The organism is Serinicoccus kebangsaanensis, from assembly GCF_008919445.1.
Classification (GTDB): Bacteria; Actinomycetota; Actinomycetes; order Actinomycetales; family Dermatophilaceae; genus Ornithinicoccus; species Ornithinicoccus kebangsaanensis.
In genome coordinates this window covers 162,910-187,384 of sequence record NZ_VSLG01000004.1, presented here as the reverse complement: position 1 = coordinate 187,384, position 24,475 = coordinate 162,910, and the positions used below count along the sequence as shown (strand labels likewise).

The following is a 24,475-nucleotide window of genomic DNA, read 5'->3' as shown; positions in this document are numbered from 1 at the left end:
TGGTCCTTCCGCCTGACCCACCGCACACCGAAGAACGGACCCATGGACCCTGGCTGTACCTACGGCTCATCCGCACGCCCCACCGGGCGAAGGGGTGAGTCGTGACCACCGCCATCATCCTCCTGCTCGTAGGGGTCCTCGCCATCGCGGTCATCATCGCTGCGAACGGGTACTTCGTCGCCCAGGAGTTCGCCTACATGTCGGTGGACCGGCTGCGGCTCGCGGCCGACGCCGAGGGCGGCGACGAGACCGCCGAGCGGGCCCTGCGGGTCACCCGCCGCACCTCCTTCATGCTCTCCGGCGCGCAGCTGGGGATCACCGTCACCGGCCTGCTCGTCGGCTACGTGGCCGAGCCGCTCGTCGGGCGCGGGCTCGCCGTGCTGCTCGGGGGCACCGGCGTCCCCGAGGCGCTGAGCATCACCGTCGGCACCGTCGCGGCCCTCGCCATCGCGACCGTGGTCCAGATGATCTTCGGTGAGCTCTACCCCAAGAACCTCGCCATCGCCAACGCTGGCCCGCTCGCCCGCGCGCTGGCCCGGTCCACGCTCCTCTACCTCGCGGTCTTCGGGTGGCTCATCACGGTCTTCGACCGGTCGGCCAACGCCCTGCTGCGGCTGGTGCGGATCGAGCCGATCCACGATCTCGACACCACGGCGACGGCGCAGGACCTGGAGCGGATCGTCGCCGACTCGCGCGACAGCGGAGACCTGCCGCCCGAGCTGTCGGTCCTGCTCGACCGCATCCTGGACTTCCCGGACCAGGACGTCGAGCACGCCCAGGTGCCGCGCTCCCGCGTCGACGTCATCGGCCCCGACACACCCGTGGCCGAGCTGCGCGGGCTGATGGCGGACGGGCATACCCGCTATCCCGTCGTCGACGACGACGACGGGCAGCCGGTCGGCGTGGTCAACCTCGTCGACGTGCTCCGGCACCCGGACGCCGAGCGCGCGAGCCAGATCATGCGCGAACCGCTCATCGTCCCCACCCTCATGGCGCTGCCGGACGCCGTCGCCGACCTCAGCTCCTCGGGGCAGCAGCTGGCCTGCGTGGTGGACGAGTACGGCGGGTTCGCCGGCGTGCTGACCATGGAGGACCTGGCCGAGGAGCTGCTCGGGGAGATCACCGACGAGCACGACAGCGAGGTGCCCGAGGGCATCGTGCTGGAGGACGAGCACCAGTGGCGGACGGACGGGGACGTGCACGTCGACGAGCTGGAGCGCGCCCTCGGCCACGACCTGCCGGAGGGGGACTACGAGACCGTGTCCGGCCTCGTCATCGCCGAGCTCGGTGCCCTGCCCGAGATCGGGGAGACGGTCGTGGTCGACCTCGCCGAGGACCCCGCCGAGATGGTGCTGGACGAGCGGGTCAGCCGCTCGATCGAGATCGAGGTGCGCGACGTCGACCGGCACGTGCCCAGCCTGCTGGGGGTCCGGCTCGTCGAGCGGGCGCTCGCGCAGGACCCCGGCTCGAGCGACGAGGCCGGGTCGAGCGACGAGGACGCCGAGCAGGACGGGGAGGGGCAGCGATGAACGGGCTCACCGTCACCCTCGTGACCGCGCTGCTCATCGTGCTCAGCGCGCTCTTCGTCATCGTCGAGTTCGCGCTGCTCGGCGCTCGCCGCGGGCGGCTGGAGGGCCAGGCCGAGCACTCCGCCTCGGCCCGCGCCGCGCTCCGCAGCATGAACGAGCTCACCGTCATGCTCGCCGGCGCCCAGCTGGGCATCACCGCCTGCACCTTCGCCCTCGGCGCGGTGACCAAGCCGGCCCTGGACTACTGGCTCGGGCCGATCCTGGGAGACGTCGGACTCCCCGGCTGGCTCGCCGGGGGTCTGTCCTTCGCCCTGTCCCTGCTGTTCGTCACCTTCCTCCACCTCGTGGTGGGCGAGATGGCACCCAAGTCGTGGGCCATCGCGCACCCCGAGCGCGCCGCGCGGCTCGTGGCCCTGCCGATGCGGGGCTTCATCACGCTGGTCCGCCCACTGCTCGTGTGGGTCAACACCATCGCCAACCGGCTCGTCTCGGCCAGCGGGGTCACGCCCGTGGACCGGGCGGCGGTCGGCGGGCAGGACGCGCAGACCATCCGCGTCCTGGTCGAGCAGTCCGCTGCCGAGGGTGCCCTGGAGAGCACCTACCAGGAGCAGATCTCCGACGCCCTCGACCTGGAGGACCTCACCCTGGCGCAGGTGGCTCCGGAGCGTCTGGACCTGGCGGCCGTCGGGTCGGACGCCTCGGTCGCCGAGGTGCAGGCGGTGGCCGCACGCACCGGCCACAAGCGCATCCTGCTGCACGACGACGACGTCAGCGACCCCCGGGTCGTGCACGTCCGCGACACGCTGCTGCACGCGGGCGAGCAGTCGGCCGCGGCGCTGGCCCGGGACGCGCTCGTCCTGGCGGCCGACACCCCCGTCTACGAGGCGCTCACCACCATGCGCGGGTCCGGTGAGCAGCTCGTGGTCCTGCGCGGCGACGGACGGCTGGTCGGTCTGGTGAGCATCGCCGACATCATGCACCGCGTGCTCCCGCGGGAGAGGCAGGCCGGCTGAGGCGACCGTCGCCCGCCCGCGGCCGCTGCGGCAGGATGGGCAGATGGACCTGACCGTGATCGGCTGCTCCGGCTCGGTCCCCGGCCCCGACGACGCCGCCAGCTGCTACCTCGTCCGCGCCCACGACGGCGAGCGGGACTGGCAGGTGCTGCTGGACCTGGGCTCCGGTGCGCTCGGCCCGCTCCAACGGCATACCGACCCGCTGACGCTGGACGCCGTCCTGCTCACCCACTTGCACCCCGACCACTGCCTCGACCTGACCGGTCTGCACGTCCTGCGACGCCACGGCCCGACCCCGGCGACCGGTGACCTGCCGGTGTGGGGCCCCGCGGGCGTCGCGGAGCGGATGGGGCGCGCGCACGGCGTGCCGGGCGGTGAGCCGATGCCGGGGATCGCGTGGGGCGAGCTCACCGACCGCTCGCCGGTGCGGGTGGGTCCGTTCACGATCACGCCGTATGCCGTCCGCCACCCGGTCCCGGCGTTCGGGCTACGGGTGGAGGCCGGGGGAACGGTCCTCGCCTACACCGGCGACACCGACACCTGCGACGCCCTGCAGCCGCTGCTGACCGGTGCCGACCTCGCCCTCGTCGAGGCCGGCTTCGCCGACGAGGAGCAGACCCGCGGCATACACCTGACGCCCGCGCGCGCCGCCCGGGCGGTCGCCGAGGCCGGGGGAGTGCGGCGTCTGGTCCTGACCCACCTGCCCCCGTGGGCGGACCGGCAGCGCGCCCTCGACCAGGCCCGGGACGGGTGGTCCGGGGAGATCTGCCTGGCCGAGTCGCAGGCCTCTTTCTCGGTGGAATAGGGATCGACTCGATCACGACACGCGTTTTGCGCTAGGCAAATTCACATCATTTGTTACGGTGCAAAGTGGCTCAGATCACATTGTGGGCTGGATCACTTGGACATCGACCAAGGAGAACAATGAATACCTGGCGGGATTACGACTGGGTGGGTCTGGCCGAGAAGGCCGGCATCGCCCTCATCATCCTCATCGTCACCTGGATCGTGGCGCGACTGGTGAAAGCGGCATTCACCAGGCTCGTGAGCAACGTGAAGTTCCTGCAGCGACAGTCCTCCGACGGCCAGTCCCTCGGCGTCGCGCTGGGTCAGATCGCCTCGCTGCTGGTCTGGCTCCTCGGCCTGATCGCCGTGCTCCAGGTCTTCCAGCTCAACGGCGTCCTGTCGCCGATCCAGGGCATGTTGGACACCCTGTTGTCCTACCTGCCGAATCTCATCGGCGCCGGCTTCGTCTTCTTCGTCGGCTTCATCATCGCCAAGATCGCGCGTCAGCTGACCCAGACCGGGTTGGACACGGCGGGCTTCGACAGAGGTGTCTCCCGGCTGACCGGTGGGCAGCTCGGCGACGCCGCGCCGGCCACCGCGTCGGCCGAGGCCGGCGGTGACGGCGAGAGCGTGGTCCGCGGAGGCGGCGGTGGGCTGGACACCAGCTCCACCCGGCTCTCCTCGGTGATCGGCAACCTCGTCTTCGCCCTCATCCTCATCGTCGTGGGCATCGCCGCCCTGCAGATCCTGGGCATCTCGGCGATCTCGGATCCGGCCGAGTCGATGCTCCAGACCATCCTGGACGCCATCCCGCGGATCATCGCGGCGGCGCTGCTGCTCGGTCTCGGCGTCTTCATCGCCAAGTTCGCCGCGCAGCTGCTCGAGGGCACGCTGCGGGGCTTCGGCACCGACCGCTCCATCGCCGAGCTGGGCATCGTGCCCGAGGGCCAGAGCGCCAGCGCGATCATCGGACGGGTGGCGCAGATCGGCATCATCCTGTTCTTCGGTGTGATGGCGGCACGGATGCTCAACTTCCCCGAGATCACGAACGTCCTCGAGGAGGTCCTGGCCCTGGGTGGCCGCGTCCTCTTCGGCGCGGCGATCATCGCCGCCGGCGTGATCATCGCCGGTCTGCTCCGGCGGACCGTCGGGACGGGCACGTCCGGGATGATCATCTACTGGGCCACCATCGCGCTGTTCGTGGCGATGGGCCTGAGCTTCATGGGCATCGCGGACTCGATCATCAACCTCGCCTTCGGCGCGGTCGTGGTCGGTGGCGCCGCCGCTGCCGCCCTCGCCTTCGGGCTGGGTGGTCGCGACGCCGCGGCCCGCACGCTCACCAAGGTCGAGCAGAAGGCGGACGAGGGCAGCACGCCCACGCCCGGCGTCTGAGACCCCACCCACGCGCCGCGGGCGCCGGTGACCGGATCCGTCCGGTCGTCGGCGCCCGCCTCGCGTGCGGGAGCAGCTCTCCTCGGCCGGGGACCATTCCTTACGAGTGGGTGACGGTCGCCGGATCGAGCGGGCGGATGGCGGCCCGGGCGCGCATCATGGAGGTATGTCCGTGACCACAGAGAGCACGACCCGACGTCCGACCCGAGGGCGGGCGGTGCCGGCTGCCCTGGCCGGGATCGCCGCCGGGGCCGCCACGCTCGGTGTCGCCGAGGTCCTCGCCGCGGTCTGGACCCGGTGGCTGAGCTCGGCCGGGACCTCCTCGCCGCTGCTGGCGGTCGGCGGTGCCTTCGTGGACCGCACGCCGCCGTGGCTCAAGGACTGGGCGATCGAGACCTTCGGGACCGCCGACAAGCTGGCCCTCGGCGTCGGCATGGGGGTGACCCTCACCGTGGCCTGCGCGGCCCTGGGGCTGCTGACCCTGCGCCGTCGTCAGCTCGGGGCGGGGCTGTTCGGCCTCGTCGGTGTGATCGGCGCGCTCGCCGTCCTGAGCCGCCCGGCGAGCGGCGTGCTCGACCTCATCCCCACCGTCGTTGGTGTCGTCGTCGGAGTCCGCGTGCTCACCGCGCTGCGGGACCGGGTGGCCCACATGGTCGACGCTGCGGAGCCGACCCGGCCACCGCACCCGTCCGCCACGACCTCCGGCGGCAGCTCGCGGCGGGGGGTGCTGCTCGGCGCCGGCGGCGTGGCCGGCCTCGGCGTGCTGGGCATCGCCGCGGGGCAGGTGCTGTCCACCGCCGGCCGCACGGTCCAGCGCACCGCCGAGGCGCTGGGCCTGCCCACCCCGACCCGGACGGTGAGCGTCCCGGACGGTGCGGCGAGTGACGTCGCCGGGCACTCGGCATACCTCACCGACAACGAGACCTTCTACCGCATCGACACCGCGCTGCGGGTGCCGCGGGTCGAGGCGGAGGGCTGGACCCTGCGCGTGACCGGGATGGTCGACGAGGAGATCGAGATCAGCTATGCCGACCTGCTCGGCGAGGAGCACGTCGAGGCCCTGGTGACGCTGACCTGCGTCTCGAACCAGGTCGGGGGTGACCTGGTCGGCAACGCACGCTGGCAGGGCTGGCCGGTGCGCGAGCTGCTGGAGCGGGCCGGCGTGCAGCCGGAGGCGGACATGGTCCTGTCCCGCAGCGTCGACGGGTGGACGGCCGGCACGCCGATCGAGGCGCTCACCGACGACCGCAACGCGCTGCTGGCGGTGGCCATGAACGGCGAGCCGCTGCCGGCCGAGCACGGCTACCCCGTGCGCATGGTGGTGCCGGGGCTGTACGGCTACGTCTCCGCCACGAAGTGGGTGACCGAGCTCAAGGTGACCCGGTTCGACGCGGACGAGGGCTACTGGACTCCGCGCGGGTGGTCCGCCCGGGGGCCGATCAAGACGGCCTCCCGGATCGACGTCCCCCGCTCCGGCGGCGAGCTGGCGCCGTCCGGCGGTGAGGTCACCCTGGCTGGGGTCGCCTGGGCGCAGCACCGCGGCATCGAGCGGGTCGAGGTCCAGGTCGACGACGGCGACTGGCAGGAGGCGACGCTCCTGGAGGAGCCGACTGTCGACTCCTGGCGGCTGTGGACGTATGCCTGGCCCGACGCCTCGAGCGGCCAGCACACCGCGCGGGTGCGGGCGACCGACGCGGACGGCCAGACCCAGACGGAGGACACGGCCCCCCCGGCGCCGGACGGCGCCACCGGCTGGCACACCGTGGAGTTCAGCGTCGCCTGACCCGCCCGGGCTGGCCCCGGATGAGCAAGGTTGTTCGACATGCTGCAGCGGTAGATCCCTGCAGCATGTCGGCTCCGGTTGCTCATCTGCGCGCCGCCGCCACCGTCACGTCGCGGGACTGCTGGTCGTCGGCGGCCGCGGAGGTCTCGGGCCGGGGCGGGACGACTGCTGCCACCCGCCGCACGGCACGGCCGCCGGACCACGCCAGCGTGGTCGCGAGCAGGGTGGCGAGGACGGTCACGGCGAACGCCGGACGGTGCCCACCGAGATCGGCGAGCCGCCCCGCCAGGGCCGCGCCCAGGGCATACCCCGTGCCGGTCGTGGCCGCCAGCGTCGTCATCGCCGCGCCGAGTCGCCGGACGGGGGTGGTGCGCTCGGCCAGGGTGAAGGTCGTGATCATCGAGGGCGCGATGGCGACGCCCAGCCCGAGGAGGGCCAGCGAGAGAGCCCCGAGGGACCCCACGAGGAGCAGCGGGAGCGCGAGCAGGACCAGGGCCGAGGTGAAGATGCGCAGCCGGCGCACATGCCCCACGCTGTCGGGGAGCGCGACGACGGCCAGGCCGGCCAGCACGCTGCCGACACCGAGCAGGGCGTGCAGCAGCCCGGTCAGGCCGGGTGCGCCGGCCTGGGTCGCGAGCACCGAGGTCCCGGTCTGGATCGACCCGAAGACCATCCCGATGCTCAGCTGGGTGCCGGCGAGCACGACCAGGGCTGGGGAGACCAGCCGCTCCTGCGTCGACCTCCTGCCGCTCGCCCCGACCAGTGCCACCGTGGGGTGGAGGGCGAACCAGGTGCCGAACGCCCCCAGCAGCACCGCCGCGACGAGGAGCGAGGTGACGGGCGCGGCCACCGCCACGATGAGCCCGACCACCGCCGGACCGAGCACGAAGGACGCCTCGTCCGCGGCTCCCTCGTAGGAGAAGGCGGCATCCATGACGCGGGGGTCGGTGCTACGGGAGGTGGTGCTGATGGGGCGCCACCGCACCCGTGCCATGGTGCCGATCTGCGGCACGAAGGCCCCGGCGACCGCGGCGGAGACCGGGAGCGGCCACCACGGCTCACCCGGACCCGCGCCCAGCGTGAGGAGCGCGAGCGCCAGCAGCCCGAGACTGCCGAGCACGCTCTGCACGAGCAGCACGGGGCGCTGGCCGAGGCGGTCGGTCAGCGAGCCGGCGACGGGGGCGCCCACCGCGTTGGCGACCGCGAGCGAGCCCGCGGTCACGCCGCCGGCGGTGTAGGACCCGGTGGCGCCGGACACCGCGAGCAGGGCGGCGATCTGCGACATCGCCAGCGGCAGCCGGCCGAGGAAGGCGACGAGGACGTAGGTCGGGCCGGTGAGGGCGAAGAGATGACGATAGGACTGCACGGGGGACAAGGGGTATGCCTCTCGCATCGGTCCGTGTGCACGGACGCGCGCGCCGTCCCAGCCACCCGGCGCGCCGAACCCTTGTCAAGCACCTCCCAGTCTACCGCCTGGTCCGGGGCGCTCGGGCCGCAACCACAGGCGACGCTCGGTGGGTCGTGGGGCAACCACGGGCGACGCCCGGTGGGTCGTGGGGCAACCACGGGCGACGCTCGGTGGGTCGTGGGGCAACCACGGACGACGCTCGGTGGGTCAGGCGATGATCCGGCGGGCCTCCTCGCCCCGGGCGTCCCGCCCGCCCTCCACCCGACCGGCGAGGACGTCGGCCCAGGCCAGCGCGAGCCGCGGCGCCACCTGGCCCAGCTGCTCCGGGGAGAGCACGTAGGGCAGCCGGATCCACCCGTCCAGCCCACCACCGGCCGCGAAGTTCGGGCCGGCGGCGAGGGCCACGTCGTAGCGGCGCGCGGCCGTCGCCAGGGCGGTCGACCCCGAGGCGGGCAGCGCGCACCACAGCGCCATGCCGCCCCGCGGCACCCGCACCCGCCAGTCCGGGAGGTGCTCGCGCAGACCGGCCAGCACGATCTCCCGGCCCTCGCGCAGCCGTGCCTGCTGCCGGGCCAGGATCTGCGGGGCGTCCTGCAGCAGGCGGGCGGCCACGAGCTGCTCCAGCACCGGCACGCCGAGGTCGAGCTTGAGCCGGCTCGCCGCCATCTCCTCCGCCCGCGCCCGCGGCACGCGCAGCCACCCCACCCGGAGCCCGCCCCAGAGCGACTTGCTCACGCTGCCGACGGTGACCGAGTCCGGCACGTGCCGGCCAAGCGGCTCGGGCACGGGCTGTCCGTCGAGCGGGAGGTCGACGATGGACTCGTCGACGATCGGCACCACGCCCAGCGCGCGCATCACCCGCCCGAGCTCACGACGCTGCTCGGCGGGCATGAGCGCGCCGGTCGGGTTGTGGAAGTCCGGGATGAGGTATGCCGTGCGCGCACCGCTGCTGCGCAGGGCCCGGGTGAGCTCGGTGACCTGCCAGTCGTCGTGGACGTGGTCGACGGGGTGGGCCACGGTCCGCGCCCCGGCACCTTCGAGCGTGGCGATGGCGTTGGGATAGGTGGGGGTCTCGACCAGGACCCGCTCGCGCCGGGAGAGCAGGGCGCGGGCGGCGATGGCCACCCCGGCGAGGGCGCCGGGCGCGACGATGACCTGCTCGGGGCTGGTGGCCAGGCCCCGGGCGGTGAACCGGTCGGCCAGGACCTCGCGCAGGACGGGCAGGCCGCCCGGGTAGTAGCCGGTGCCCGGCAGGTAGGCGCCCAGGTCCTCGACGGCGTCCTGGTAGGCCTCCGAGGTCCCCGGCGGTGCGGCCGCGGCGGTGCAGGTCAGGTCCAGCACGCCCTCGCCGAGGGCGGACGGCGTGAGCAGGTGGTCGATCCGGCCGCCGGGCACGTGGGGGACCTGGACGAGGCTGCCCGAGCCCCGGCGGGTGCGCAGGTAGCCCTGGCTGCGGAGCTCGGCATAGGCGCGGGTGATCGTGGTCCGGCTCAGGCCGAGCGGCCCGGGCAGGTCGCGCTCGGACGGCAGCCGGCTGCCCTCGGGCAGCCGACCGTCGGCGATGGCGTGCCGCAGCGCCTCGGTGAGCCGGAGGTAGGCCGGGCCGACGCCCTGCGCGGACAGCGTCGGGCGGATGAGGTCGGCGACCACGGGAGCGGTGAGGACGCGGGGCATACCTCCACTGTGGCCGCAGGTGGCCCTCTCGTCCATAGCCAATCCGTGGCCACTGCCTCTCAAGTGGCTATGGATCGAGGGGCCAGTTGCGCTCAGGCTGGTCCCATGAGCATCCTCAGCATCGTGGAGCAGACCGGGAGCCGCGCCGTGGGCGGAGCGCGTCGGCGGGCCGCCGACCCGCGCCGCCAGCTGGCCGCGCTCGGTCCCGTGCAGCAGCTGCGCGCCGGCCGGCTCGGCCGGCGGCTGCCTCAGCTGCTCGTCGGGCTGGCGCTCTACGGCGCGTCCATCGGGCTGATGGTCCGCGGTGTGCTCGGCAACATGCCGTGGGACGTCCTGCACCAGGGCGTCGCGCGGCACGTGCCGCTGAGCCTGGGCACGATCATCATCGCCGTCTCGGTGCTGGTGCTGCTGCTGTGGGTGCCGCTGCGCCAGCCGCCGGGCCTGGGCACCATCGCCAACGCGCTGCTCGTGGGTGTGGCGGCCGACGCCACGCTGTGGCTTGTGCCGGCGGGAGAGGGCTGGCTCGAGCGGGGCTCGCTCATGGTCGCCGGTGTGCTGCTCAACGGGGTGGCGAGCGCGATGTACATCGGCGCCCAGCTCGGCCCCGGCCCGCGCGACGGCCTCATGACCGGGCTGGCACGGCGGACCGGGTGGTCGCTGCGGCTGGTCCGCACCGGCATCGAGGTCACGGTCATCGCCCTGGGCTGGCTGCTCGGTGGGGTGGTCGGCGTCGGTACCGTGCTCTATGCGCTCGCGATCGGCCCCATCACGCAGGCGCTGCTGCCGTGGTTCACCGTCGACCTCGGGCGGCCCGCGCGCCGGTGACACGTGCCGCCGGTCAGTGGTGGCGCAGCGCCTCGATGAGCTCGTCCTTGGTCATCGAGGAGCGTCCCTCGATGTCGAGCTCGGCGGCCCGGTCGCGGAGCTCCTCCACCGTCCGGTCCTCGTAGTCGCTGGCCTCACCGCCCCGCTCGCCGACGTCGGAGCGGGAGTCCGCGGCGGCCGCGTTGGAGATGCGGGCGGCCTTCTCCTTGCTCGCGCCGTCCTCGCGCAGCGACTCGTACATCTCCGGGTCCTTGACGCTGGGGCCTGGGTCGTCCTGGGTGTCCTTGGTGGCCATGCGACCGACGGTAGGCCGTGACAGGCTGGTCCGCATGGCGAAGAACCTCGACCGACCCGTCCGCCTCGGCGTCCAGATCCAGCCCCAGCACGCGACCTACGCGACGATCCGGGAGACCCTCAGCCGGCTGGAGGAGGCGGGCGTCGACGTCGTCACCACGTGGGACCACTTCTTCCCCCTCTTCGGGGAGCCCGACGGGCTGCACTTCGAGTGCTGGACCACCCTCGGCGCCTGGGCCGAGCAGACCTCGCGGGTCGAGATCGGCGCCCTGGTGACGTGCAACTCCTACCGCAACTCGGACCTGCTCGCCGACATGGCGCGGACCGTCGACCACATCAGCGACGGCCGGTTGATCCTCGGCATCGGGTCGGGCTGGTTCGAGCGCGACTACACCGAGTACGGCTACGGCTTCGGAACCGCGGGCTCGCGCCTGGACGACCTGGCGAGTGCCATGCGCCGGATCCGCGACCGCTGGGCCCGTCTCAACCCGGCGCCGACCCGGCAGATCCCGGTGATGATCGGTGGCGGCGGTGAGAAGAAGACGCTGCGCATCGTCGCCGAGCACGCGACCATCTGGCACTCGTTCAGCGATGCGGAGACGCTGCGGCACAAGCTGGGCGTCCTGCGCGGGCACGGCGAGCAGGTCGGGCGGGACGTCGACGAGATCGAGGTCTCGGTGGGAGGTGGCGCTGCGCAGGACGCCCCCGGCGAGGCCGCCGACGCGCTGTATGCCGAGGGTGCCCGGCTGTTCACCGTCACCACGAGCGGCCCGGACTACCCGCTGGACCAGCTGCAGGCGTGGCTGGACTGGCGGGACGCGCGCAACGGCTGAGCGCCTACTCTTGACTGTCATGACCTCACGCCACGACGGCCGCAGCGCCGACCAGCTCCGCGAGATCCGGATCACCCGCAACTGGCTCGACCACGCCGAGGGCAGCGTGCTGGTGGAGTTCGGCCGGACGCGCGTGCTGTGCGCCGCGTCCTTCACCGGTGGTGTGCCGCGCTGGCGCAAGGGCAGCGGCCTGGGTTGGACCACGGCCGAGTACGCCATGCTGCCGCGCTCCACCCACACCCGCTCCGACCGCGAGTCGGTCAAGGGGCGTCTGGGCGGGCGCACGCACGAGATCAGCCGCCTCATCGGGCGCTCGCTGCGCGCCGTGGTGGACCTGAAGTCGTTGGGGGAGAACACCATCCAGCTCGACTGCGACGTGCTGCAGGCCGACGGGGGCACGCGCACCGCCGCGATCACGGGTGCCTACGTCGCGCTCGTCGACGCGGTCGAGAGCGCGCGCGAGAAGGGGCTCATCGGCGCCAAGGCCGAGCCGATCACCGGCTCCGTCGCGGCCGTCAGCGTGGGCGTGGTCGGCGGTGAGCCGGTGCTCGACCTGGACTATCCGGAGGACTCGACGGCGGAGACCGACATGAACGTCGTCATGACGGGCGACGGCCGGTTCATCGAGGTGCAGGGCACGGCGGAGGGGGTGCCCTTCGACCGGGAGCTGCTGGACGCGCTGCTCGACCTGGCCGCCGAGGGGTGCGCGGAGCTCACCGCGCGCCAGGCCGCGGCCTTCGGGGCCGACGACATGGGCGGCTCGGACTCGCACGAGGCGGGTGCGGACGTCGATCAGGGTCCGCCCACGTGGTGAGCGACGCCTCCGGACCGGTCCCGGCGACCGCGGACCGACGGCTCGTGCTCGCCACCCGCAACCCCGGGAAGGTCGGCGAGCTGCGCGAGATCCTCGCCGACGTGCTCGAGACGGCAGGCCTGGACCTGGTGGGGCTGGAGGCCTTCCCCGATCTCGAGGACGTGGTCGAGTCCGGGGTCACCTTCGCCCAGAACGCCCTGCTCAAGGCGAGGTATGCCGCTGCTGCCACCGGGCTGCCCGCGCTCGCCGACGACTCGGGGCTGGCGGTCGACGTGCTGCACGGGGCGCCGGGGATCTTCTCGGCGAGGTGGTCCGGCCCGCTCGGCGAGGCCACCGGGCGCAGCAGGGACGAGGCCAACAACGACCTGCTGCTCGCCCAGCTGGGGGACGTCCCGGACGAGCACCGGGACGCCGGGTTCGTCTGCGCGGCGGCGCTGGTGCTGCCGGACGGTCGGGAGGTCGTGCGGGAGGGGAGCTGCCGGGGCGTGCTCGGCCGGGAGCCCCGCGGCGACAACGGCTTCGGCTACGACCCGCTGCTGGTCCGGCCGGACGGCCGCACCCTGGCGGAGCACACCGCTGAGGAGAAGCACGCCATCTCGCACCGGGGCGAGGCCTTCCGCGCCCTGGCCGTCGACCTCGAGGCCCTGCTGTCCTGACCCAACGCGGTGGGTAGCTGTTGCTGGGGCAGCCCTGAGCCACCGCGGTGCGCTTGTGTGCCCAGACGGCCCACCCCATACCCTTGTCCCTTGACCCGTGGTCACCCTCGACGAAAGACACCCCACCATGGCCCACCAGTGGCGCGGCGTGATCGCCGAGTATGCCGATCGTCTCCCGCCGTCCCTGACCGAGCAGGTGGTGACGCTGCGCGAGGGTGGCACGCCACTCATCCCGGCCGAGCACCTGAGCGAGCTCGTCGGGGCCCAGGTGCACGTGAAGTACGAGGGGCTCAACCCCACCGGGTCGTTCAAGGACCGGGGGATGACCGCGGCGATCAGTGACGCCGCCCGCCAGGGTGCGAAGGCGGTGATCTGCGCCTCCACCGGCAACACCAGCGCGAGTGCCGCCGCCTATGCCACCAAGGCCGGGATGGAGTGCGGCGTGCTCGTGCCCGACGGCAAGATCGCGATGGGCAAGCTGAGCCAGGCGGTCGCCGGCGGCGCCACCCTCATCCAGGTGCAGGGCAACTTCGACGACTGCCTCACGGTGGCGCGCAAGCTGGCCGAGGCCTACCCCGTCGAGCTGGTGAACTCGGTCAACCCGGCCCGGATCGAGGGGCAGAAGACCGCGGCCTTCGAGGTCGTCGACGCGCTCGGGGACGCGCCCGACATCCACTGCCTGCCGGTGGGCAACGCGGGCAACATCACCGCCTACTGGAAGGGCTACGGCGAGTATGCCGACGCCGACGCCCCGGGTGCGGGTGGTGTGGCCGTGGCCTCGCGCCGGCCACGGATGTGGGGCTTCCAGGCCGCGGGCGCGGCGCCGATCGTCAAGGGTCACCCGGTCGACGACCCGGAGACCATCGCGACCGCGATCCGGATCGGCAACCCTGCGTCCTGGGCGCAGGCGGAGGCGGCGCGGGAGGAGTCGGGCGGGCTGATCGACGCCGTGACCGACGAGGAGATCCTGGCCGCCCACCGGCTGCTGTCCTCCCGCGAGGGCATCTTCGTCGAGCCGGCCTCGGCGGCCTCGGTCGCCGGGCTCTTGAAGCTGCACGCGGCCGGGCGCGTCCCGGCGTGCGCCACGGTCGTCTGCACGGTGACGGGGCACGGCCTCAAGGACCCGCAGTGGGCGCTCAAGGGGGCCGACGGCAGCGACGTCGACCCGGTGCGTGTCTCCGTCGACGTGGTCAGTGTCGCCGACGCCCTCGGGCTGGAGTGATGCAGCCGCTGCGGCCCGGAGCCGGGGCCCGGGTGCGGGTGCCGGCCAGCAGCGCCAACCTGGGGCCGGGCTTCGACAGCGTGGGGCTGGCGCTCGGTCTGTGGGACGAGTATGCCGTCGAGGTGCTGCCCGAGCACGGCACGCTGGAGGTGGTGCTCGAGGGTGAGGGGGCGGACGCCCTGCCCGCCGACGAGCGGCACCTCGTCGTCGCCCGGCTCAAGGAGGCGCTGGGCGCCTGCGGGCTGGGGTGGCTGGACGGCTACGGCCTGCGGCTGACCTGCGCCAACACGATCCCCATGTCCGCGGGGTTGGGCAGCTCCGCGGCCGCGATCGTGGGCGGGCTGGGCCTCGGCTTCGCCCTGGTCCGTGGGGGCGGGCTCACCGAGGCCGACCTGGGCCTGGTCAACACGCACGCCGGCGTCGCCGAGGGCCACCCGGACAACTCCTCGGCGTCGGTCTACGGCGGGCTCACCGTCTCCTGGATGCCGAGCGCGCGGGTCGTCCGCACGGCCCGGCCGAGCCTGCACCCGGAGGTGGTCCCGGTGGTGCTCGTGCCGGAGGGCGAGCGGCTGGACACGGCGGTCGCGCGCTCGGTGCTGGCACCGGCCGTGCCCCGTGCGGACGCGGTGCGCCAGGCGGGGCGCGCGGCGCTGCTCGTGCACGCGCTCACCAGCGACCCGACCCTGCTGCTGGACGCGACGAGCGACTGGCTGCACCAGGAGCAGCGGCGCGGGGCATACCCCGTCACCATGGGCGCCGTCGACATCCTGCGCACCCTGGGCCACGCCGCCGTCGTCTCCGGGGCCGGACCGACCGTCCTGTGCCTCACCACCACGGACCTCGTGGACACCGTGCTCGCCGAGGCGCGCTCGTGGGGTCGGGAGTGGCGGGTCCTGACACCGGGCATACCGGAGACCGGTCTGCAGCCCGACGCCGCCGCCCCGAGCGGGCGTCCCGGCCCCGCACCCGCTGGTTAGGCTGGTCCCTCCGCGCTCGTGGTGGAACTGGTAGACACGCAGGATTTAGGTTCCTGTGCCTTCGGGTGTGCGGGTTCGAGTCCCGCCGAGCGCACCGGTGACGCGCAGGTATGCCCTCAGGCGGGCAGGTCCACGCCGAGCTGCTTGGCGAGCGAGGCGACGTGGCCCTTGGCGCGGACGTTGTACTTCGCCACCTCGACCACGCCCTGCTCGTCGATGACGAAGGTGGACCGGATCACCCCGACCACGGTCTTGCCGTAGTTCTTCTTCTCGCCGTAGGCGCCGTAGGCGGTGAGCACCTCCTTGCCCTCGTCCGAGACCAGCGGGAAGCCCAGCGACTCGCGGTCCGCGAAGGTGGCCAGCGTGGCGACCGGGTCCGGGGAGACGCCGACGACGGCATACCCCTCACGGGTGAAGACCGCCTCGCTGTCCCGGAAGTCGCACGCCTGGGTGGTGCAGCCCGGGGTCATGGCGGCGGGGTAGACGTAGAGGATGACCTTGCGGCCGGCCAGGTCGGACAGGCTCAGCGTGCCGCCGTCGGCGGTGGGGAGGGTCCAGGCGGGGGCGGGCTGACCAGGCTCGAGACGGGGCACGGGAGTCCTTTCGACGTTACCTGCGGGGGTGGCCTAAGTTATCGTCTCAGCAACACGCACCACGACGTCGACCCGAGGACCTCAGCACATGGCCAACAAGCAGCCTGCCCGCTCCGTCACGGAGATCGAGGCCGACATCTCGGCGACCCGCAGCCGGCTCGCGCGCACCGTCGACGAGCTGACCTACCGCGTCAGCCCGGACACGATCAAGGCCAACGCCGTCGCCTCGCTCAAGGGCAAGGTCAACGACGCCACCATGGACGCCGACGGCAACCCCCGGTTCGACCGCCTCGCGACGGTGCTCGGGGGCGTCGCCGTCATGGCGGTGACGCTCGGCGGTCTGCGCCGCATCTTCAACCGCAGCTGAGGGTCTGCCCGGCGGGCCGTCGTGCGTCAGCCGCGCCCGCTGGTCGCCTGCCGGGTGACCGCCTCCGGCGCGAGATCGAGGCGGCGCAGCAGCTGGGCGTTGAGCGCGACCACGACCGTGGAGGCGGACATGAGGATCGCCCCCACGCTCATCGGCAGGACGAAGCCGACCGGTGCCAGGACACCGGCGGCGAGGGGCACGGACAGCAGGTTGTAGCCCGCCGCCCACCACAGGTTCTGCGTCATCTTCCGGTAGCTCGCGCGGGACAGCTCGGTCACCGACAGCACCGAGCGGGGGTCGGAGCTGGCCAGCACGACCCCGGCCGACCCGATCGCGACGTCGGTGCCGGCGCCGATCGCCAGTCCGACGTCCGCCTGGGCCAGGGCCGGGGCGTCGTTCACGCCGTCACCGACCATCGCCACGGCGCGGCCCTCGGCCTGCAGCTCGGCCACCCTGGCCGACTTGTCCTCGGGGCGCACGCCCGCGAAGACGCGGTCGATGCCGAGCTCGGCGGCCACGGACTCGGCGACCGCCTGGGCGTCCCCGGTGATCATGACCACCTGCACGTCGGCCGCGTGCAGGGCGTCCACCGCCTCCCGCGACTCGGGGCGTATGCCGTCGGCCAGCCTGAGCGCGCCGATCACCTCTCCCTCGCGCAGGACGTGGAGGATGATGGCCCCCTGCTGCCGCCAGTCGTCGGCCACGGGGAGCTCGGAGAGAGCCTCCTGCTCCAGCAGGTAGGGGCCGCCCACCTGCACCGTCGCCCCCTCCACGGTGGCGCGGACGCCGACGGCCGGGGAGGAGGAGAAGTCGTCGGCCCGGGGCACCTGCACGTCCCGCTCACGCGCGGCCCGCACGATCGCGCGGGCCAGGGGGTGCTCGCTGTCCGACTCGGCCGCGGACGCGAGCCGGAGCACCTCGTCCTCGTTCTGCCCGTCCGTCGGCTGGACCGCGGTCACGGTGGGCTCTCCCTCGGTGAGCGTGCCGGTCTTGTCGAAGAGCACGGTGTCGACGGTGCGCATCGCCTCCAGCGCCAGCCGGTCGGTGACGAGCACGCCCGCCCTGGCGGCGCGCTCGGTGGCGATCGAGACCACGAGGGGGATCGCGAGCCCGAGCGCGTGCGGGCAGGCGATGACGAGCACCGTGATCGCACGCACCACGGCCGAGTCGGGCATCCCGAGCGCGGACCAGACCACCGCCGTGACGACGGCCGCCGACAGCGCGAACCAGAACAGCCAGCCGGCGGCGCGGTCGGCGAGCCGCTGGGTCCGGGTCGAGGAGGACTGGGCGTCGGAGACGAGGCGCTGGATGCCGGCCAGCGTGGTCTCCTCGCCGGTGGCGGTGACCTCGACCCGGAGCCCGGAGTCCGTGGCCACGGTGCCGGCGACGACGTCGTCGCCGGCCTCGCGCCGCACCGGCGTGGACTCGCCGGTCACCATCGACTCGTCCATGCTGGCGGAGCCGTCGACGATCCGGCCGTCGGCCGGCACCGACGCGCCCGGGCGGACCACGACGACGTCGCCGACCCGGAGGTCCGCGGGGGAGACGGTCACCGTGCCCTCACCCTCGACCCGCTCCGCCTCGTCCGGCAGGAGCGCCGCCAGGCTGTCCAGGGCCGAGCTGGTGGCCGCGAGCGAGCGCATCTCGATCCAGTGTCCGAGGAGCATGATGACGACGAGCAGCGCCAGCTCCCACCAGAAGTCCAGGCTGGCGTCGAGCAGGCCGAGTGTCGCGCCCCACGAGGCGACGAAGGCGACCGTGATCGCCATGCCGATCAGCAGCATCATCCCGGGCGCGCGGGACCGGATCTCGGAGACGGCGCCGGTGAGGAAGGGGCGCCCGCCCCAGGCATACATCACCGTGCCGAGCAGCGGGGAGACCCACGTCACCCAGGCCGCGTCGGGCAGGTGGTAGCCGATGAGGTGGGCGAAGGCCTGGCTCGCCAGCACCGTCGGCACCGCCAGCGCGAGCATGACCCAGAACAGCCGCCGGAACTGCGCCACGTGGTCGCCGTGCCCACCGTGCCCCGCGTGGCCCTCGTGCCCCGAGGGCTGGCGGTCCTCGTGCTCGTCCTGCTCGTGCGTGTGCTGCGCCTGCTGCATACCTCGAGTATATACCCCTAGGGGGTATCTGCCAACCACCGTCCGACGCCGTGCCCCTGGCAGCCCGACCTGGGCAAGGTTGCGCACCGGATGCAGCGTCGAGAACCGTGCCCCCGGTGCAGAACCTTGCCCAGGTGCTCGACGCCCCTCAGTCGGGGTCGACCAGCTCAGCGTCGGAGCGGGCGCCGATCACGTCGGCGAAGGCAGCGCGCGACCTGCTGGCCCGGATCAGCACGATGTGCTCCCCCGGGGCAAGGCGCGGGGCGGCATACACGAGTTCGCCGGTGCCGAGGCCGCCGGTCGTGTCGACCCGCCAGGTCAACTCGTGCTGTGCGCCGCGGACGGTGACCCAGCCCTCCTGCACCGCGGTGACCACACCGCGTTCGACCTCGGTGGCGTCCCGCGCGGAGAGTCGGGTCCCGCGTCGGCGGCCCTCGGCCCAACCCCACATGAGCACGAAGAAGCTGCCGTAGAGCAGCCCGTACAGCAAGGCCGTGCTCCACCTGTCCTGGAGGATCCACACGGACATGAGGGTCATGAGGGGGACCAGGATCAGCCACATCGGGACCAGCGACCGCCACATCGGGGCCGTGCCCTTGCGGAGAGCCTCGAGCGCAGCGTGCTCGTCCCGCTGGCCGGGCGCCGGCTCCGGTATCCCGGGTGTGCCTCGTGCCCGGTGGGCGGCCATCAGCCCACGGCGTCGCGCGCAGCCACGAAGGCGTCCACGCAGGCGCGCACGTCGTCCTCGGAGTGCGAGGCGGACAGCTGCACCCGGATCCGGGCCTGCCCCTTCGGCACGACGGGGTAGGAGAACGCGATGACGTAGACACCGCGCTCGAGCATCGCGTCGGCGATCTGGCTGGCCTCCCGGGCCCCGTCGTCGCCGGGGAACATCACCGGCACGATCGCGTGCTCGCCGGGTAGCAGCTCGAAGCCGGCCTCGGTCATCAGCGTCCGGAAGAGCTCGGCGTTGCGGCGCAGCTGGGCGCGCGGCTCGTCGCTGTCTCGGGCGATCTCCAGCGCCTTGAGCGATCCGGCGACGACGGACGGGGCCACGGCGTTGGAGAAGAGGTAGGGCCGCGCCCGCTGCTTGAGCAGGTCGACGATCTCGGAGTGCGCTGCGACATACCCCCCGCTGCCGCCACCGAGCGCCTTGCCCAGCGTGCCGGTCATGATGTCCACGCGGTCGGTGACGCCGCAGGCCTCGTGCGAGCCGCGGCCGCCCTCGCCGACGAAGCCGGTGGCGTGGCTGTCGTCCACCATCACCATCGCCCCGAACTCCTCGGCCAGGTCGCAGATCTGCTCCAGCGGCGCCAGGTAGCCGTCCATCGAGAAGGCGCCGTCGGTGACGACGAGCACCCGGCGGGCGCCCGCGTCGCGCGCGGCGACGAGCTGGGTGCGCAGGTCGTCCATGTCGCGGTTGGCGTAGCGGTAGCGCTGCGCCTTGGACAGCCGCACCCCGTCGATGATGGAGGCGTGGTTCAGCTGGTCGGAGATGATCGCGTCCTCCCTGCCGCAGATCACCTCGAAGATCCCGCCGTTGGCGTCGAAGCAGGAGGGGAACAGGATCGAGTCCTCCATCCCGGTGAAGTCGGCGATCGCCCGCTCCAGGTCGCGGTGCTGGGTCTGGGTGCCGCAGATGAACCGGACCGAGGCCATACCGAAGCCCCAGTCGTCCAGCGCCTTCCGGGCCGCCGCGACGACATCGGGGTGGTCGGCGAGCCCGAGGTAGTTGTTGGCACAGAAGTTCAGCGCCTCGCCCTGGGTCGTGCCGATGTGCGCCGACTGAGGCGTGGTGATCTGCCGCTCGGTCTTGGTCAGCCCGTCGGCCTCGATCTGCGCCAGCTCGGCGGTCAGCTGGTCCTTCACGTCTGCATACATCAGGTCTCCTTCAGCTCCAGTCCATGATGACCTTGCCACCCTCGCCCGAGCGCGCGGCGGCGAAGGCGGCCTCCCACTGCTCCGCGGGGAAGCGGTCGGTGATGACCGAGCGCACCCGGTCGCGCAGCAGCTCGGAGGTCTGCAGCATGGCGGTCATCTTGTACCACGTCTCGTACATCTCCCGGCCGTAGATCCCCTTGAGCGTGATCATGTGCGAGATCACCTTGCCCCAGTCGATGGCGTAGGGCTCGGCGGGCAGCCCCAGCATCGCCACCCGGGCGCCGTGGGTGCAGTTGTCGATGAGCTCGGCCATCGCCTGCGGGTTGCCGGACATCTCCAGCACCAGGTCGAAGCCCTCGTCCATCCCGAGCTGCTCCTGCGCGGCGGCGATCCGCTCGTGGGCGACGTTGACGCCGAGGTCGGCACCCACGCTGCGGGCCAGCTCCAGCCGGGAGTCGGACACGTCGGTGACCACGACATACCTCGCGCCGGCGTGCCGTGCGATCGCCGCCGCCATCACACCGATCGGCCCGGCGCCGGTGATGAGGACGTCCTCGCCCTCCAGCGGGAACGACAGGGCGGTATGCACGGCGTTGCCGAGCGGGTCGAAGACGGCGCCGAGGTCGGGGTCGATCAGCTCGGGCTGCACCCACACGTTGGGGTGCGGCACGACGACGAAGTCGGCGAAGCAGCCGTCCCGGTTCACCCCGAGGTTCGAGGTGCGCACGCACATGTGCCGCCGGCCGGCGCGACAGTTGCGGCAGGTGCCGCACACCACGTGGCCCTCGACCGAGCAGCGCTGGCCGACCTTGAGCCCGTAGCGGTCGTCCGTCGGCACCCCGGCGCCCAGCTCCACGATCTCGCCGTAGAACTCGTGCCCGACGACCAGCGGCGGTTCCAGCATGCTCGCGGCCCAGTCGTCCCAGGACTCGATGTGCAGGTCGGTGCCGCAGAGCCCGGCCCGCAGCACCCGGACCTTGACCTCTCCCGGGCCCGGTGTCGGCTCGGGGACGTCGGTGAGCTCCAGGCCCGGCCCGGCACCGGGCTTGATCAAGGCACGCATGGGCTCCATCTTGACGCATCGGTCACATCGCCGCCCCATCGCCACTAGGGTGGCGCGGTGGACGTGCGGACGAGGGTGGCGTGCTATGCCTGGGTCGAGCGGGACGGGGCGGTGCTGCTCAGCCGGTGGCGCGGGCTCACCCTGCCGGACGGTCGGGTGGCGCGGCCGTCCTGGACGCTCGTCGGGGGAGGGATGGAGCTCGGCGAGAGCCCGGAGCAGACGGCGATCCGCGAGGTGCACGAGGAGAGCGGGTATGCCGTGCGCCTCACCGGGGTCCTGACCACCGACGCGTGGAGCGGGCTGGACGACCACCACCCCGGCTCGGACCTGACCTACCAGGCGGTGCGCATCGTCTTCACCGGCGAGGTCGTCGGTGGCGAGCTGAGCGTCGAGGTGGACGGCAGCAGCGACGACGTGCGCTGGGTGCCCCTGACCGAGCTGGCCGACCTGCCGTGCGCCGGCATCGTCGACGCCGCCTGGCGGGCGGCCGGCGGGCCGGGTCTGCCGGCCGCCTCGGTGACGTCCGGTCCGGTGGACGAGTCGGTCGTGACGCGGGTGCGGGCGCTGCTGGACGAGCGGCGCGGCGATGCGGCCCTGCGTGGGGCCGCGCCTGCCGGGGTGACGGTGGTGGCGGTGGACGGCCCGAGCGGGTCCGGGAAGACGGTGCTGGCCAGGGCGATCGCGCGCGACCTCGGCGGGACGCTGGTCCAGATGGACGACCTCTTCCCCGGCTGGGACGGGCTGGCCCGGGCCTCAGGACTCCTGACCGAGCAGGTGCTGGAGCCGCTCTCCCGGGGCGAGGCGGCGGCATACCGGCGCTGGGACTGGCACGCCGACGACTGGGCGCCGGAGCCGGTGCCCGTCGAGGTCGGCCCCGGCGGGGTCCTCGTGGTGGAGGGCTGCGGCTCCAGCGTCGGGCCGGCCGCCACGCACGCGGCGGTGCGGGTCTGGGTGGAGGCGGAGGACGAGCTGCGGATGCGACGGGGCATCGCGCGGGACGGCGAGGCCTTCCGGCCGCACTGGGAGCGTTGGGCGGTGCAGGAGGCCGAGCTGTTCGCCGCCGACGGGACGCGGGGCCGGGCCGACCTGGTGGTCGACACCACCCCGGTGCCGTCCTCTCGAGCGTCCGTCCCGTGAACCGCTCCAGCCCCTCCATCCCCTGACTGCCGGATTTCGACCTCTCGAAACGTTGCCATGGCGACGATTCGAGAGGTCGAAAACGGGCAGGGGCCACGCGCGTCTCAGCTGCTGCGCCGATTTCGTCGCTGGCCCGGCCCGGTGGTAAAGTTCTGCGCTGTTGCGCGCCTATAGCTCAATTGGCAGAGCAGCTGACTCTTAATCAGCGGGTTCGGGGTTCGAGTCCCTGTGGGCGCACCACCACCAAGAGCGTCCCGGCACCTCGCCGGGGCGCTCTTCGCGTGCCGGGGGGTATGCCCTCAGCTGGCCCAGGCGGAGGCGACCAGCCGGCGCAACGCCGCGGTGTCGATGTCCTCGAGCTGGTTGACGTAGATGCAGCCCTTGCCGAGCCTGGTCTTCCCGAGCGCGTCGACGAGCTGCTCGTTCGAGCCGTAGGACTGCAGGCCGTAGAGCGTGATCGCGCCCTCGCGCGGGGAGAACCCCACACGGGCGGTGTCACCCTCGCGGCCGGTGGCGTACTGGTAGTGCGCCTCGCCGAAGCCGACCATCGACGGCCCCCACATGCGCGCCGGCGCTCCGGTCACGTCCTCGAAGAGGTCGAGCAGCACCAGCCCCTGCTCGACCCGCCGGGGCCAGGGGAGCGACTCGATCCACTCCCGCGGGGACTCCCCGGTCGGCGTCGTCCTCACCTCGGCCCGGCGCGCACCGGTGCCAGGGCCGCTGCCCGCCAACGGCTGCTCGCCGCGGTCGGTGGCGCTCCAGACGGCGTGGCCCGCCTCGAGCGAGAACCCCTCGGCGGCCATCGCCCCCTCCAGGCGCGTCAGCCCGACCTTCCCCACGCCGTGCAGACCGAGGATCGCCGTGCGCGGCTGCCCGTCCAGGTCCGCCAGCGTGGTGAAGCCGGCCAGCGCCAATGCGTCCCGCATCGGACGGGACAGGCCGGGAGTCTGCGCGATCGTCATACCCATGCGCTGATCGTAGAGGGGTGCGCCGACACCCTGCCTGACTCGCGGTCGCGTGCCAGACTGGCGGGCGTGAGTGACGACGACGCAGGACGCAGCGCCACGAGGACCGACTGGAAGGTCGTGGGCAAGCGCACGCTGGCCGAGTTCACCGGTGACAAGGGGACCGACCTCGCGGCGGCGCTGACCTACTACTCGATGATGTCGATCTTCCCGATGATCCTGGCGATCTCGACCTCGCTCAGCTTCATCGGCCAGGGCGACGCGACCAACCAGGCCATCTCGGACCTCGGCAGCGACCTGGGCATGCGTGACTCCACCATCGCGACGGTCCAGGACTACCTCTCCAGCATGAGCGGCGCGGGCGGCGCGGGCGTCCTGCTCGTCATCGGTCTGCTCGGCTCGCTGTGGTCCGCGTCGAACTACGTCAACGCCTTCAGCCGGATGATGAACACCGTCTACGCCATCGACGAGGGCCGCCCGGTCTGGAAGCTGCGCCCCTGGCTGCTGGCCCTCACGGTCCTGGTGATGCTGCTGCTCATGACGATCGTGCTGTCGGTGACGCTCTCCGGCACCCTGTCCGAGGCGATCTTCGGAGCGGTGGGCCTGTCCGGGACGGCGACCCTGGTGTGGAACATCGCCAAGTGGCCGGTGATCCTCGTCATCCTCATGACCATCGTGGGGCTGCTCTACTGGGGCACGCCCAACGTGCGGGCGACGTTCCGCTGGCTCTCCCCGGGCGCGATCCTCGGGGTGCTGGTCTCGATCCTCGCCGGCGCGGGGTTCTTCCTCTACGCGATGAACGCCGGCAGCTACAACGCGACCTACGGCGCCCTCGGTGGTGTGATCATCCTCCTGCTCATGGTGTGGCTCATCAACACCGCGCTGGTGCTCGGCGCGGAGCTGGACGCCGAGATCGAGCGGGGTCGCGAGCTGGCCGCAGGCATGGCCGCCGAGGAGGAGATCCTGCTGCCCCCGCGGGACGTCGAGGGCACGCACAAGAAGGAGGCCAAGCAGGCCGAGGTGGTGCGCGAGGCACGCGAGACGCGCATGCAGGCGGCTGCCGACCTGGAGGCGGCGGGCGAGGAGACCGGGCTCGAGGGGCGTGAGCCCTCGCGGCACTGACCGCACCGAGGCGTTTCGGGCCAGAGGGTCGGACGCGCT

Annotated in this window: 23 protein-coding genes and 2 tRNA genes; 16 read left to right on the top strand and 9 right to left on the bottom strand. The window is 72.9% G+C overall.

The window, feature by feature from the left end:
• Positions 1–101 precede the first annotated feature (101 nt).
• From FXF60_RS06580 to FXF60_RS06560, 5 genes are all read left to right on the top strand, one after another.
• Complete coding sequence (locus tag FXF60_RS06580; protein ID WP_151524728.1) at positions 102–1,529, top strand: hemolysin family protein; 1,428 nt, start codon at positions 102–104, stop codon at positions 1,527–1,529.
• Positions 1,526–2,542, top strand: coding sequence for a hemolysin family protein (locus FXF60_RS06575; RefSeq protein WP_151524726.1), 1,017 nt, complete (start codon positions 1,526–1,528; stop codon positions 2,540–2,542). Before FXF60_RS06580 ends, FXF60_RS06575 begins: the two co-directional genes overlap by 4 nt.
• 43 nt (positions 2,543–2,585) lie before the next feature.
• Positions 2,586–3,347 (top strand): MBL fold metallo-hydrolase, encoded by a 762-nt coding sequence (locus tag FXF60_RS06570; RefSeq protein ID WP_151524724.1) that lies wholly within the window; start codon positions 2,586–2,588, stop codon positions 3,345–3,347.
• Between the two features lie 119 nt (positions 3,348–3,466).
• Positions 3,467–4,720 carry a mechanosensitive ion channel gene (locus tag FXF60_RS06565; RefSeq protein WP_151524721.1) on the top strand — a complete coding sequence of 418 codons (1,254 nt, stop codon included), beginning with the start codon at positions 3,467–3,469 and terminating at the stop codon, positions 4,718–4,720.
• 166 nt (positions 4,721–4,886) lie between these two features.
• The gene (locus FXF60_RS06560; protein WP_151524719.1) at positions 4,887–6,503 is read left to right on the top strand and encodes a molybdopterin-dependent oxidoreductase; all 1,617 of its coding nucleotides are present in this window, start codon (positions 4,887–4,889) and stop codon (positions 6,501–6,503) included.
• 82 nt (positions 6,504–6,585) lie between these two features.
• Here FXF60_RS06560 and FXF60_RS06555 read toward each other — a convergent pair whose 3' ends face one another.
• Both FXF60_RS06555 and yczR read right to left on the bottom strand, forming a co-directional pair.
• Positions 6,586–7,869: an MFS transporter gene (locus FXF60_RS06555; protein ID WP_238335739.1), complete on the bottom strand. Its 1,284-nt coding sequence runs from the start codon at positions 7,867–7,869 to the stop codon at positions 6,586–6,588.
• Positions 7,870–8,118: 249 nt separating this feature from the next.
• Entirely contained in the window at positions 8,119–9,585 is a 1,467-nt protein-coding gene (gene yczR, locus FXF60_RS06550) for a MocR-like transcription factor YczR (protein ID WP_238335738.1), read from the bottom strand.
• Between the two features lie 105 nt (positions 9,586–9,690).
• Between yczR and yczE the strand changes: the two genes are divergently transcribed.
• The gene (yczE, locus tag FXF60_RS06545; RefSeq protein ID WP_151524713.1) at positions 9,691–10,410 is read left to right on the top strand and encodes a membrane protein YczE; all 720 of its coding nucleotides are present in this window, start codon (positions 9,691–9,693) and stop codon (positions 10,408–10,410) included.
• A gap of 13 nt (positions 10,411–10,423) precedes the next feature.
• Here yczE and FXF60_RS06540 read toward each other — a convergent pair whose 3' ends face one another.
• Positions 10,424–10,705, bottom strand: coding sequence for a DUF7218 family protein (locus FXF60_RS06540; protein WP_151524711.1), 282 nt, complete (start codon positions 10,703–10,705; stop codon positions 10,424–10,426).
• 34 nt (positions 10,706–10,739) lie between these two features.
• Here FXF60_RS06540 and FXF60_RS06535 point away from each other — a divergent pair, with 34 nt between their 5' ends.
• The 6 genes from FXF60_RS06535 (at position 10,740) to FXF60_RS06510 (ending at position 15,300) form a co-directional block, all read left to right on the top strand.
• Positions 10,740–11,537, top strand: coding sequence for an LLM class F420-dependent oxidoreductase (locus FXF60_RS06535; protein WP_151524709.1), 798 nt, complete (start codon positions 10,740–10,742; stop codon positions 11,535–11,537).
• A 19-nt stretch (positions 11,538–11,556) separates the two neighbouring features.
• The gene (gene rph, locus FXF60_RS06530; protein ID WP_151524707.1) at positions 11,557–12,351 is read left to right on the top strand and encodes a ribonuclease PH; all 795 of its coding nucleotides are present in this window, start codon (positions 11,557–11,559) and stop codon (positions 12,349–12,351) included.
• Positions 12,348–13,007, top strand: coding sequence for an RdgB/HAM1 family non-canonical purine NTP pyrophosphatase (rdgB, locus tag FXF60_RS06525; protein WP_151524705.1), 660 nt, complete (start codon positions 12,348–12,350; stop codon positions 13,005–13,007). Before rph ends, rdgB begins: the two co-directional genes overlap by 4 nt.
• Positions 13,008–13,134: 127 nt before the next feature.
• Positions 13,135–14,229 (top strand): threonine synthase, encoded by a 1,095-nt coding sequence (thrC, locus tag FXF60_RS06520; RefSeq protein WP_151524983.1) that lies wholly within the window; start codon positions 13,135–13,137, stop codon positions 14,227–14,229.
• Positions 14,229–15,206: a homoserine kinase gene (locus tag FXF60_RS06515; RefSeq protein ID WP_151524703.1), complete on the top strand. Its 978-nt coding sequence runs from the start codon at positions 14,229–14,231 to the stop codon at positions 15,204–15,206. Before thrC ends, FXF60_RS06515 begins: the two co-directional genes overlap by 1 nt.
• A 12-nt stretch (positions 15,207–15,218) precedes the next feature.
• Positions 15,219–15,300, top strand: a tRNA-Leu gene (locus FXF60_RS06510).
• Between the two features lie 22 nt (positions 15,301–15,322).
• Here the strand turns inward: FXF60_RS06510 and FXF60_RS06505 are convergent.
• On the bottom strand, positions 15,323–15,799 hold the full coding sequence (locus FXF60_RS06505) for a peroxiredoxin (protein ID WP_151524701.1): 477 nt from the start codon (positions 15,797–15,799) through the stop codon (positions 15,323–15,325).
• Positions 15,800–15,887: 88 nt separating this feature from the next.
• On the opposite strand from FXF60_RS06505, the gene FXF60_RS06500 reads away from it, so the two are divergent.
• On the top strand, positions 15,888–16,166 hold the full coding sequence (locus FXF60_RS06500; protein WP_151524699.1) for a DUF3618 domain-containing protein: 279 nt from the start codon (positions 15,888–15,890) through the stop codon (positions 16,164–16,166).
• A gap of 26 nt (positions 16,167–16,192) precedes the next feature.
• On the opposite strand, the gene FXF60_RS06495 is transcribed toward FXF60_RS06500, so the two are convergent.
• From FXF60_RS06495 to tdh, 4 genes are all read right to left on the bottom strand, one after another.
• Positions 16,193–18,268, bottom strand: a complete 2,076-nt coding sequence (locus FXF60_RS06495; RefSeq protein ID WP_151524697.1) for a heavy metal translocating P-type ATPase — start codon at positions 18,266–18,268, stop codon at positions 16,193–16,195.
• A 148-nt stretch (positions 18,269–18,416) separates the two neighbouring features.
• Positions 18,417–18,956: a hypothetical protein gene (locus FXF60_RS06490; protein ID WP_151524695.1), complete on the bottom strand. Its 540-nt coding sequence runs from the start codon at positions 18,954–18,956 to the stop codon at positions 18,417–18,419.
• A complete protein-coding gene (locus tag FXF60_RS06485; protein WP_151524693.1) occupies positions 18,956–20,149 on the bottom strand; it encodes a glycine C-acetyltransferase in 1,194 nt (397 codons plus the stop codon). The genes FXF60_RS06490 and FXF60_RS06485 overlap by 1 nt, the downstream gene beginning before the upstream one ends.
• Positions 20,150–20,159: 10 nt before the next feature.
• A complete protein-coding gene (gene tdh / locus FXF60_RS06480) occupies positions 20,160–21,212 on the bottom strand; it encodes an L-threonine 3-dehydrogenase (RefSeq protein WP_151524692.1) in 1,053 nt (350 codons plus the stop codon).
• 57 nt (positions 21,213–21,269) lie between these two features.
• Between tdh and FXF60_RS06475 the strand changes: the two genes are divergently transcribed.
• The gene (locus FXF60_RS06475) at positions 21,270–22,349 is read left to right on the top strand and encodes an NUDIX domain-containing protein (protein WP_151524689.1); all 1,080 of its coding nucleotides are present in this window, start codon (positions 21,270–21,272) and stop codon (positions 22,347–22,349) included.
• Positions 22,350–22,513: 164 nt separating this feature from the next.
• A tRNA-Lys gene (locus tag FXF60_RS06470) sits at positions 22,514–22,589 on the top strand.
• A gap of 59 nt (positions 22,590–22,648) precedes the next feature.
• Here FXF60_RS06470 and FXF60_RS16760 read toward each other — a convergent pair.
• Positions 22,649–23,317 carry a DUF1801 domain-containing protein gene (locus tag FXF60_RS16760; protein ID WP_151524687.1) on the bottom strand — a complete coding sequence of 223 codons (669 nt, stop codon included), beginning with the start codon at positions 23,315–23,317 and terminating at the stop codon, positions 22,649–22,651.
• A gap of 66 nt (positions 23,318–23,383) precedes the next feature.
• Between FXF60_RS16760 and FXF60_RS06460 the strand changes: the two genes are divergently transcribed.
• Positions 23,384–24,436, top strand: a complete 1,053-nt coding sequence (locus tag FXF60_RS06460; RefSeq protein ID WP_192796633.1) for a YihY/virulence factor BrkB family protein — start codon at positions 23,384–23,386, stop codon at positions 24,434–24,436.
• Positions 24,437–24,475: the final 39 nt, after the last annotated feature.